This is a genomic window from Streptomyces sp. AM25, from assembly GCF_058146165.1.
On record NZ_JBKIWN010000022.1, the window covers coordinates 92,706 to 102,741 of the forward strand.

General features: G+C 73.6%; 11 protein-coding genes. 7 read left to right on the forward strand and 4 right to left on the reverse strand.

Annotated elements, in window-relative coordinates:
* The first annotated feature begins 137 nt into the window (after positions 1–137).
* Genes ACLHRZ_RS27625 through ACLHRZ_RS27635 form a run of 3 tightly spaced genes read left to right on the forward strand, consistent with a single transcriptional unit; the run spans position 138 to position 1,491 of the window.
* On the forward strand, positions 138–272 hold the full coding sequence (locus ACLHRZ_RS27625) for an SPW_0924 family protein (RefSeq protein ID WP_490421250.1): 135 nt from the start codon (positions 138–140) through the stop codon (positions 270–272).
* 6 nt (positions 273–278) lie between these two features.
* The gene (gene pgfA / locus ACLHRZ_RS27630; protein ID WP_490421251.1) at positions 279–1,283 is read left to right on the forward strand and encodes a cell envelope lipid trafficking protein PgfA; all 1,005 of its coding nucleotides are present in this window, start codon (positions 279–281) and stop codon (positions 1,281–1,283) included.
* A 16-nt stretch (positions 1,284–1,299) separates the two neighbouring features.
* On the forward strand, positions 1,300–1,491 hold the full coding sequence (locus tag ACLHRZ_RS27635; RefSeq protein ID WP_490421252.1) for a hypothetical protein: 192 nt from the start codon (positions 1,300–1,302) through the stop codon (positions 1,489–1,491).
* A gap of 37 nt (positions 1,492–1,528) precedes the next feature.
* Here ACLHRZ_RS27635 and hrpB read toward each other — a convergent pair whose 3' ends face one another.
* Positions 1,529–4,072: an ATP-dependent helicase HrpB gene (gene hrpB / locus ACLHRZ_RS27640; protein WP_490421253.1), complete on the reverse strand. Its 2,544-nt coding sequence runs from the start codon at positions 4,070–4,072 to the stop codon at positions 1,529–1,531.
* A complete protein-coding gene (locus ACLHRZ_RS27645; protein ID WP_490421254.1) occupies positions 4,069–4,956 on the reverse strand; it encodes a class I SAM-dependent methyltransferase in 888 nt (295 codons plus the stop codon). Before ACLHRZ_RS27645 ends, hrpB begins: the two co-directional genes overlap by 4 nt.
* 365 nt (positions 4,957–5,321) lie before the next feature.
* On the opposite strand from ACLHRZ_RS27645, the gene rpsA reads away from it, so the two are divergent.
* From rpsA to ACLHRZ_RS27665, 4 genes are all read left to right on the forward strand, one after another.
* Positions 5,322–6,812 carry a 30S ribosomal protein S1 gene (rpsA, locus tag ACLHRZ_RS27650; protein ID WP_171080203.1) on the forward strand — a complete coding sequence of 497 codons (1,491 nt, stop codon included), beginning with the start codon at positions 5,322–5,324 and terminating at the stop codon, positions 6,810–6,812.
* Between the two features lie 159 nt (positions 6,813–6,971).
* Positions 6,972–7,916 (forward strand): PAC2 family protein, encoded by a 945-nt coding sequence (locus tag ACLHRZ_RS27655; RefSeq protein ID WP_490421255.1) that lies wholly within the window; start codon positions 6,972–6,974, stop codon positions 7,914–7,916.
* Between the two features lie 25 nt (positions 7,917–7,941).
* Complete coding sequence (coaE, locus tag ACLHRZ_RS27660; RefSeq protein ID WP_490421256.1) at positions 7,942–8,565, forward strand: dephospho-CoA kinase; 624 nt, start codon at positions 7,942–7,944, stop codon at positions 8,563–8,565.
* A gap of 124 nt (positions 8,566–8,689) precedes the next feature.
* The gene (locus ACLHRZ_RS27665) at positions 8,690–9,055 is read left to right on the forward strand and encodes a tetratricopeptide repeat protein (RefSeq protein ID WP_490421257.1); all 366 of its coding nucleotides are present in this window, start codon (positions 8,690–8,692) and stop codon (positions 9,053–9,055) included.
* Positions 9,056–9,077: 22 nt separating this feature from the next.
* On the opposite strand, the gene ACLHRZ_RS27670 is transcribed toward ACLHRZ_RS27665, so the two are convergent.
* Positions 9,078–9,371, reverse strand: a complete 294-nt coding sequence (locus tag ACLHRZ_RS27670; RefSeq protein ID WP_490421264.1) for a DUF6343 family protein — start codon at positions 9,369–9,371, stop codon at positions 9,078–9,080.
* A 57-nt stretch (positions 9,372–9,428) separates the two neighbouring features.
* Positions 9,429–9,971 carry a methylated-DNA--[protein]-cysteine S-methyltransferase gene (locus ACLHRZ_RS27675; RefSeq protein ID WP_490421258.1) on the reverse strand — a complete coding sequence of 181 codons (543 nt, stop codon included), beginning with the start codon at positions 9,969–9,971 and terminating at the stop codon, positions 9,429–9,431.
* Between the last annotated feature and the right edge of the window lie 65 nt (positions 9,972–10,036).

Here is a 10,036-nt window from a genome sequence, read left to right on the forward strand (position 1 = left end):
TCCGCCCGCCCTGCCCGCCGGCGCAGGGCGGGCGGAAGCGCACTGCCTGTTCCCCTCTTCGCCGCGTGTTGCTAGCGTGCCCCTCCCGTTTTTCTGACGCTTCGTCAACTTGCTGCCGGAGCAAGGGAGGCCGAGCAATGCGCGCACTGGCCGCCGCGGCCATCGGACTGGCCGCCGCCCTCGCCCTCGTCTTCACCGTCACCGCCATCGGCCCACCCCGCGGCCACACCTCGCCCCAACCCCTGCTGACCTCGCCGCCCGCACACCCGTAGGCCGCCGTGCGCCGCCGAGCCAGCCTGGTCCTCCTCGCCCTCGCCGTGTTCTGCACCGCCCTGTCGCCGCTGCTGCGCTGGTACGCCTTCCCCCGGCTGGCGGAGGTCCCCGCCGGGCGCTACCAGACGGTCGTGCTGGAGGCCAAGGACGCCACCCTCGTCGACTACGGCACCCTGCAGCCCCGGCGGGTGCCCAGACTCACCATGATCGAGACCCTCAAGGGCAACACCGAACAGGCCGCAAGGGTCAGCGCCGAGACCGGGCGGGACGCCGTCGTCTGGGACACCCTCACCTACGTCGCCGGACCCGACGGCGCCATGGTCTCCCGCATCCCCGAGCGCTACGTCTTCGACGCCCACACCCAGCAGCCCCTGCACGCGGGCGGCGAGAGCGTCGACGGCACGCCCGTGCGCCGCGACGGCATCGAGTACAAGTGGCCCTTCCTGGTCCGCAAGCACGACTACCGCTACTTCGACATGCAGACCCGCACCTCCGCCCCCATCCACTACCGGGGCACCCGCACCTTCCACGGCCTGGGTGTCTACTACTTCGAGCAGACGATCCCCTGGACCGAGGTCCCCGTCCCCAGGACGCTGCCGCTGGGCGTCACCCCCGACACCGTCCGGCAGCTGGGCCTGGAGCGCTGGTACACCACCACCCGCATGTTCTGGGTCGACCCCGTCACCGGGGCCCCCGTCAACGGCGAGGAGGACCACCGCGAGGAGCTGCGCTGGACCGGGCACCCGGAGAAACAGCCGATCACCGCCTTCGCCGGGCACGTGGCGATGCGGCCGGACTACGTCGACTCCACCGTCGCTCTCGTGAAGTCGCAGCGGCAGCTCGTCCTGCTGCTCACGAGCTACCTCCCGTGGGGTCTGCCGGCCCTCGGCGCCGCGCTGCTCGCCCTCGCCCTGGTGCTGGAGATCCGCGGCCGGGACCGGGGTGCAATTCCGGGTGACCTGTCACACGATGGAGGGACATCCGCACGGCCGGCCCCGGAGGGCCGCTGAGCAGAGGAGGCGCGCCGTGAAGGAGACACCGGAGGACAAGACCGCCGCGTCCGGGCCGAGCCGGCTCTACACCGGCAGCGAGCGCCCGTTCGACCCGGAGGACCTGGTCATGGCATCGGGCCATGACGTGACCCCGGAAAGGGTCGAACTGGCCAGGCGACACATCGAGGAAAAGGGCGCGGCGGCACTGGAGCGGTACCTGCCGTAGGGCCACCGCCCCGTTGTGGGCAGGGGTGCGGAGGCTCCTACCGCCTGGTGTTGGTCCGCCGCGTGGCAACGGCGGCAGCCGGATCCTCCGGCCACGGATGCCGCGGATACCGCCCCCGCAGTTCGGCCCGGACCGCCCGGTACCCGTCCCGCCAGAAGGACTCCAGGTCGGCCGTCACGGCAGCCGGCCGCCCGGCCGGCGACAGCAGGTGGACGAGCACCGCCACCCGGCCCCCCGCCACCCGGGGCGTCTCCCGCAACCCGAACAACTCCTGCAGTTTCACGGCCAGTACGGGCTGCCCGTCCCCGTACTCCACACGGATCCGCGAGCCGCTCGGGACCTCGATCCGCTCGGGGGCCAGCTCGTCCAGGCGCGCGGCGTCCCCGGACGCCCACGGCAGCAGCCGCTCCAGCGCCCTGCCCGCGTTCAGCCGCTCCAGGTCGGCGCGCCTGCGGGCCTGCCCGAGCTCCCAGCCGAGCCAGTCCTCCGCCCCGTCCAGCAGCGCCGCGTCCGACACGTCCGGCCACGGCCCGCCCAGCTCGCGGTGCAGGAACGCCATCCGCTGCCGCAGTCCGGCGGCCTCCGCCGGCCAGCGCAGCAGCCCGAGCCCCTCGCGCCGCAGCCCCTCCAGCAGCGCGGCCCGCACCAGGTCCGGGGCCGGGGCGGCCAGGGTGCCGGAGCCCAGCTCCACCGCGCCCAGCCGCTCCACGCGCCGGGCCACCACGTCGCGCCGCTCCTCGGACCAGTGCACCTCCTCGCCCTGCGCCAGCAGGGCCCCGGCGGCCGCGCGGGCGGTGTCCTCGTCGATCACGGCGCCGAGCCGCACCCGCGCCGACGCGGACGCCACGGGGCGGTCCGCCACGGCCACGGCCACCCACGGTGCGCCGTGCAGCTGTGTGCCGGCCCCGAGCTCGGCCCGCGTGCCCGACACCATCAGGTACGAGCCCTCGCCCCGCGCCCGCGCCACCCGCTCGGGGAAGGCGAGGGCGGCGACGAGGCCGGCCGCGGCATCATCGGTCGGTCCGCGGGAGCCGTTGCCGCCGTGGCCCTCGCCCTGCAGCGCGTTCTCCAGCCTGCGCGCCTCCGTACGCCACCGTGCCCCGTACGCGTCGTTGCCGCGCCGGGCGGCACGCCAGGCCGCCGCCAGGTCGTCGCCGTACTCGCGCGGCGGCTCCTCGCTCAGCAGGGCCACGATCCCGGCCGCCCGGCGCGCACCGACCTCGCGCGCGCCGTCCAGCAGGGCACGCGCCAGGCGCGGATGCACGCCCAGACGCGCCATCGCCCGGCCGCGCTCCGTCGGGCGCCCCGACTCGTCCACGGCACCCGTCGCCGCCAGCACCTCCCGGGCCGCCGCCAGGGCACCCGCGGGCGGCGGGTCGAGCAGGGCCAGCCCGGACGCGTCCGGATCGCCCCAGCAGGCGGCCTGCAGGGCGAACGCCGCCAGGTCCGCGACGGCGACCTCCGGCGCCGGGAACCGCGGCCGCCCGCCGTCCTCCGCCTCGGCCCAGCAGCGCAGGACGAGCCCCGGGGCCTCGCGGCCCGCCCGGCCGAGCCGTTGCGTGGCGGTCGCCTCGGAGACCCGCACGGTCGTCAGCGAACCGAGCCCCCGGGCGTGGTCCATGCGCGGCTCGCGGGACAGCCCCGAGTCCACGACGATGCGCACCCCGGGCACCGTCAGGCTGGACTCCGCCACGGAGGTCGCGAGGATCACCCGCCGCCGCCCGCCGGGACCGCGCAGCACCGCGTCCTGCACGGCGGCCGGTGCCCGCCCGTGCAGCTGGAGCACCTCCGCGTCCACGTCCGCGAGCAGCCCGGCCACCCGGCCGATCTCGCCCACGCCGGGCAGGAAGCACAGCACGTCCCCGTCCCGCACGGTCAGCGCGCGCCGCACCGTGGCCGCCACGTGGGCCAGCTGCGCCGGATCCACCCGGGTGCCGTGCGGCGGCCGGATGCCCGGAGGCGGTGCGGAGTAGAGGACGCGGACCGTGTGCCCCCCGCCCCCGCCGTGGACCACCGGTGCCGGGCCCGTACCGTCCAGCACGGTCAGCAGCTGCGACCACGCCGCGGTGTCCGAGGTCGCGGAGGCCGCGATCAGCCGCAGGTCCGGCCGCAGGGTGGCGCGGACGTCCACGAGGAAGGCCAGCGCGGTGTCGGCGTCCAGGTGCCGCTCGTGGCACTCGTCCATCAGCACCACGTCGACGCCGGTGAGCTCCGGGTCCCGCTGGATCCGCTGCAGGAGGACGCCCGTGGTCACCACCTCGACGAGCGTGCCCGCGCCCGCCCGCCGCTCGCCGCGCACCGTGAAGCCCACCCGGCCGCCCGGCTCCTCGCCGAGCAGCCACGCCATGCGCCGCGCCGCCGCCCGCGCGGCCATCCGCCGGGGCTCGGCCACCAGCACCCGCCGGGCGGCCCCGTCGCCGCACCCCGGGACGAGCCCGGCGAGGGCGAGCGGCACCAGGGTCGTCTTGCCCGTGCCGGGCGGCGCGCTGAGCACCGCCACGCCGCGCTCGTCCAGCGCCTCCCCGAGAGAGGGGAGCGCGGTGCGGACGGGCAGCTGCTGCAAGGCTTCGGTGCGGATCACCGCCCCGGTCCCACCGAGTCCGTCGGCTGCGGGCCGTCTGTGGCCGGTCGCGCAGTTCCCCGCGCCTCTTCGGGGCGCTCGCACACGAAGACGGCCGTCCCCGGGATCAGGTGCCCCCGCAGCGGGGACCAGCCGCCCCACTCCTGCCGGTTCCAGTCGGGCCACTCCGGCTCGACCAGGTCGAGCAGCCGGAAGCCGCCCGCCACCACGTCGCGCACCCGGTCGCCGACGGTGCGGTGGTGCTCCACGTAGACGGCCCGGCCCGTCTCGTCCTGTTCCACATAGGGCGTGCGGTCGAAGTAGGAGGCGGCGACGGACAGGCCCTCGGGGCCCGGCTCGTCGGGGAACGCCCAGCGCAGCGGGTGGGTGACCGAGAAGACCCAGCGCCCGCCGGGCCGCAGCACCCGGTGCACCTCGCGCATCACCCGCACGGGGTCGGCGACGAAGGGCATGGCCCCGTACGCCGAGCAGGCCAGGTCGAAGGAGCCGTCGGCGAAGGGCAGGGCGCCCGCGTCGGCCTCCACCAGCGGGAAGTCCGCGCCGATCCGCAGCGCGTGCTGCAGCTGCCGGTGGGAGAGGTCCAGGGCGACCGGGCGCGCCCCCTGGGCCGCCAGCCAGCGCGAGCACTGGGCCGCGCCGGCGCCGATCTCCAGGACGCGCAGCCCCGCGAGCCCGGCCGCCGGGCCGAGCAGCCCGGCCTCGGCCTCGTCGAGACCCTCGGGACCCCAGACGAAGCGGTCGTCGCCCAGGAAGCCGCCGTGCTCCCGCTGGTACTCGTCGGCGTTGCGGTCCCACCAGCCGCGGCTGGCCCGGCTGCTCTCGGTGACGCCGCTGTCCCGCCGGGTGGCCTCCGGCTCCGGACCGGACTCGAATTCATGGATCATGGCGTAATCTTCGCTCGCGTCCGCCCCCGGAGCGCCCCGCGGGTGTGTGCCACCGTGGCCCCCGTGGCCTCGCACAACCCGAGTTGTGCCGGATATGTGGCGATTCATGCCGGGTGTGCGCCTTCGCGCATTGACCGTCTCCGGCTGCCCCCGTATGCTACAAGTTGCGCTGCGGGCCTGCGCGCCTCAGACGGAGCAGGCCGCGCTCGCACTTGTTGTATGTCCCCTCGGTTTAGAGGCGCTCCCGGCGGCCCCCGGCTCCCGGAAAGTGCGCTTCCAAGGCTGTCCGGCTTCGGCGGTGCGATACGGGCTCTCGGCGTAGCAGTACCTACGACTTCAATGTCCGTACCGGAGCCCTTTCCCACATGACGAGCAGCACCGAGACCACCGCCACCACCCCGCAGGTTGCGGTCAACGACATCGGTAACGAGGAAGCCTTCCTCGCCGCGATCGACGAGACGATCAAGTACTTCAACGACGGCGACATCGTCGACGGCGTCATCGTGAAGGTCGACCGGGACGAGGTCCTGCTCGACATCGGTTACAAGACCGAGGGTGTCATCCCCTCCCGCGAGCTCTCGATCAAGCACGACGTCGACCCGAACGAGGTCGTCAAGGTCGGCGACGAGATCGAGGCCCTGGTTCTCCAGAAGGAGGACAAGGAAGGCCGCCTGATCCTCTCGAAGAAGCGTGCCCAGTACGAGCGCGCCTGGGGCACCATCGAGAAGATCAAGGAAGAGGACGGGATCGTCACCGGTACCGTCATCGAGGTCGTCAAGGGTGGTCTCATCCTCGACATCGGCCTCCGTGGCTTCCTCCCGGCCTCCCTGGTCGAGATGCGCCGCGTCCGCGACCTGCAGCCCTACGTGGGCAAGGAGCTCGAGGCCAAGATCATCGAGCTGGACAAGAACCGCAACAACGTGGTCCTGTCCCGCCGTGCCTGGCTGGAGCAGACCCAGAGCGAGGTCCGCCAGACCTTCCTCACCACCCTGCAGAAGGGTCAGGTGCGCTCCGGCGTCGTCTCCTCCATCGTCAACTTCGGTGCCTTCGTGGACCTGGGCGGCGTCGACGGTCTCGTCCACGTCTCCGAGCTGTCCTGGAAGCACATCGACCACCCGTCCGAGGTCGTCGAGGTCGGCCAGGAGGTCACGGTCGAGGTCCTGGACGTCGACATGGACCGCGAGCGCGTCTCCCTGTCGCTCAAGGCGACGCAGGAAGACCCGTGGCAGCAGTTCGCCCGGACCCACCAGATCGGTCAGGTCGTCCCGGGTAAGGTCACCAAGCTCGTTCCGTTCGGTGCGTTCGTCCGCGTCGACGAGGGCATCGAGGGCCTGGTCCACATCTCCGAGCTGGCCGAGCGCCACGTGGAGATCCCGGAGCAGGTCGTCCAGGTCAACGACGAGATCTTCGTCAAGGTCATCGACATCGACCTCGAGCGCCGCCGCATCAGCCTCTCGCTGAAGCAGGCCAACGAGTCCTTCGGTGCCGACCCGTCCGTGGTCGAGTTCGACCCGACCCTGTACGGCATGGCCGCGTCCTACGACGACCAGGGCAACTACATCTACCCCGAGGGCTTCGACCCCGAGGCCAACGACTGGCTGCCGGGCTACGAGAAGCAGCGCGAGGAGTGGGAGCGCCAGTACGCCGAGGCGCAGGCCCGCTTCGAGCAGCACCAGCAGCAGGTCATCAAGTCCCGCGAGGCGGACGCCGAGGCTGCCGCCGCCGGCGACCAGGCCGCTGCGCAGGCCCCGGTCTCCGGTGGCTCGTACTCCTCGGAGTCGGCCGACAACTCCGGCGCCCTGGCGTCGGACGAGGCTCTCGCCGCCCTGCGCGAGAAGCTCGCCGGCGGCCAGTGAGCCGTGGTCCTTCGGGACCGCAGCTGCTGACAGCTGACCGAGGAAGGGCCCGTTCCCCGAAAGGGGAACGGGCCCTTCTGCTTGTTTCCCTCCTCCGCGGGAATGGCCGCGCCCGTCAAGGGCGTTCTCCTGTACGGAACATGAGGAGGAACGGTCACCGTGTTGGATCCGCAGGGTTTGTACGAATGGGAGCCCCAGGGGCTCGCCGTGGCCGACCTGGCTCTCGCCCAGGACACGGCCGGTCTGGTCATGCTCTACCACTTCGACGGCTACATCGACGCCGGCGAGACCGGAGCGCAGGTCGTCGAGCGGCTCCTGGACGGGCTGCCGCACCAGGTGGTCGCCCGCTTCGACCACGACCGGCTCGTCGACTACCGGGCCCGCCGGCCCCTGCTGACCTTCCGGCGCGACCACTGGAGCGGCTACGAACCCCCGGCGATCGAGCTGCACGTGGTGCAGGACGCCACCGGCGCCCCCTTCCTGCTGCTCGCCGGCCCCGAGCCGGACGTGGAGTGGGAGCTCTTCGCCGCGGCCGTACGGCAGTTGGTGGAGCGGCTCGGGGTGCGGCTGTCGGTCAACTTCCACGGCATCCCCATGGGCGTCCCCCACACCCGCCCCGTCGGCATCACGCCGCACGGCAACCGCGTCGACCTCATGCCCGGTCACCGCCGCTACTTCGACGAGGCCCAGGTGCCCGGCAGCGCGGAGGCCCTCGTCGAGTTCCGGCTGGCCGAGGCGGGCCACGACGTCCTGGGCGTCGCCGCCCACGTCCCGCACTACCTGGCCCGTTCCGCCTACCCCGACGCCGCGCTGATCGCCCTGGAGGCGGTCACCGCCGCCACCGGGCTCGTCCTGCCGGACACCGCGCACGGTCTGCGGACCGCGGCGCTGCGCACGCAGGAGCAGATCGAGCGCCAGGTCGCCGAGGGCGACGAGGAACTCGTCGCCCTCGTACGGGGCCTTGAGCACCAGTACGACGCGGTGGCCGGCGCCGAGACCCGCGGCAATCTGGTCGCCGAGCCCGTCGACCTGCCCTCCGCCGACGAGCTGGGCGCCGAATTCGAGCGGTTCCTCGCCGACCGGGAGGGCGACGGAGGCCGCTGACCGCCCGGCGGATAGCGTGGGGCCCATGCTGACAGTGGGCCTCACAGGCGGAATCGGCGCGGGCAAGAGCGAGGTGTCGCGGCTGCTCGCCTCCTACGGGGCGGTGATCGTCGACGCGGACCGGATCGCGCGCGAAGTGGTCGAACCCGGCACTCCCGGACTGGCCGCGGTCGTCGCGGAGTTCGGGCCGGAGATCCTCGCCCCGGACGGCGCCCTGGACCGGCCGCGGCTCGGCGCGATCGTCTTCGCCGACGAGAAGCGCCTGGCCGTCCTCAACGCCATCGTGCACCCGCTCGTCCGCGCCCGCTCCGCCGAACTGGAGGCGGCCGCGGGCCCCGAGGCGGTCGTCGTCAACGACGTGCCCCTGCTGGCCGAGAACGGCCTGGCCCCGCTGTACGACCTGGTCGTCGTCGTGGACGCGGCGGATGCGACCCGGCTCGACCGGCTCGTCCGCCTGCGCGGCATGACCGCCGACGAGGCCCGCGCCCGGATGGCCGCCCAGGCGACCCGCGAGGAACGGCTGGCCGTGGCCGACCTGGTCATCGACAACGACGGCCCCCTCGACGCGCTGGAGCCGCAGGTGCGCGAGGTCTGGGCGGAACTGCGCCGCCGGGCCGCACATGGTGCGGGGGAGGACGGGCAGGAATAGGACGTCGCCCTGCGACGTTCCGAGGCGGTGTCGTACGCACGCGCATGCGCAGTGCATGTCTGTGCATGTCAGGGTGTGTGCGCATCTGCCGTGTACGTGTTGTACCGAGGGAAGGAACGCGGACGTGTCCGAGCAGGCGCCCGAGACCCACGTGATCGACTTCCGGGCGGCCGAGCAACTGCTGGCCGTGAAGGACCCGAGGGGTGCGATCAAGCTCCTCGACTCGGTCATCTCCGCCCATCCGGAGAACACCGCGGCCCGGCTGCTGCGGGCCCGCGCGTTCTTCGACGCCGCCCAACTCCGGCCCGCCGAGCTCGAATTCCAGCTCGTCATCGAGCGCGAGCCCGACAACGCGTTCGCCCACTTCGCCCTGGGCCGCACGCTCCAGCGGGCTTCCCGGCACACCGAGGCCCTCCGGCACTTCCGCCTCGCGGCGGCCCTCGACCCGCGTCCGGACTTCGTGGAGGCGGCGCGCTTCGGGGAGAAGTGAGGGCCTGGGGCGTTCTCGGGGTTCATCCTCCCGGGTGAGGGTCCCGGGGGCCCGTGCGGCGTTCGTCGACGGGTTCGTACGGAGGTATGTCCCGTCCCGGCTGGTAGTGCGGCCCCTGCCGGATGTGCCGGATGATCATGGTGAGGTCCACCAGGGTCACCAGCATCAGCACTCCGCAGGCCACGGCCCAGCCGGGCCGTCCCGCGAGGGCGAAGGCGGCGGTGCCGGCCGCGGTGACGAGCGCTCCCCAGGCGGCGAGGCCGCACCGGAGGCGCAGCGGACTGCGGGCGGTGACGGGTTCGTTGCCCGTACGCATCATGGCGCACCATCTCCTGCTGCCAGGATCCCTCCGCGGCGCGCTCGGGAACAGGGCTCAGAACAACGGTTCCGGCAGGACCCCCTCCAGGGCCAGCAGCGCCCGCTTGGTGTCCGTCCCGCCGCCGAAGCCGCCCAGCCCGCCGCCGGCCTCGACCACGCGGTGGCACGGCACGACGACCGGGATCGGGTTGCTGCCCATGGCCATGCCCACGGCCCGGGCGGCGCCGGGCTCGCCGAGGCGGTCGGCGAGGTCCTGGTAGGCGACGACCGTGCCGTAAGGGACGCCGGAGTGCAGCTCGCGCAGGGCGCGGCGGTTGAAGCCCGAGGTCAGGGACCAGTCCAGGGGAAGGGAGAAGGACCGCAGCCGGCCCGCGAAGTAGGCCTCCAACTGGGCGGAGGCCTCGGCGAGCAGGGCACCCGGGGCCTCGGGCGCGGAGCCCAGCCGGCCGGCGAGGCGCTCGACGGCGCCCGCTGCGACCTCCGCATCGGCGCCGAAGACGACACTGACCAGGCCCTCCGGCGTTGCGGCGAGGCCGAGGCGGCCTATGGGCGTGCCGAGCGTCGTCCAGGACCAGGGCCGTTCGGGTGCATGCGTCACGGGGCCCAGCCTAGGGCGTGTCCGATGGGTCAGTGCGGGCCCCGCGACGCTCCCCCAGCTACCTC

Coding starts and splice junctions, on each gene's coding strand:
- coaE (WP_490421256.1), top strand. CDS start 7,942: ATGCTGACAGTGGGCCTCACAGGCGGAATCGGCGCGGGCAAGAGCGAG.
- ACLHRZ_RS27645 (WP_490421254.1), bottom strand. CDS start 4,956: ATGATCCATGAATTCGAGTCCGGTCCGGAGCCGGAGGCCACCCGGCGG.
- ACLHRZ_RS27625 (WP_490421250.1), top strand. CDS start 138: ATGCGCGCACTGGCCGCCGCGGCCATCGGACTGGCCGCCGCCCTCGCC.
- rpsA (WP_171080203.1), top strand. CDS start 5,322: ATGACGAGCAGCACCGAGACCACCGCCACCACCCCGCAGGTTGCGGTC.
- ACLHRZ_RS27670 (WP_490421264.1), bottom strand. CDS start 9,371: ATGCGTACGGGCAACGAACCCGTCACCGCCCGCAGTCCGCTGCGCCTC.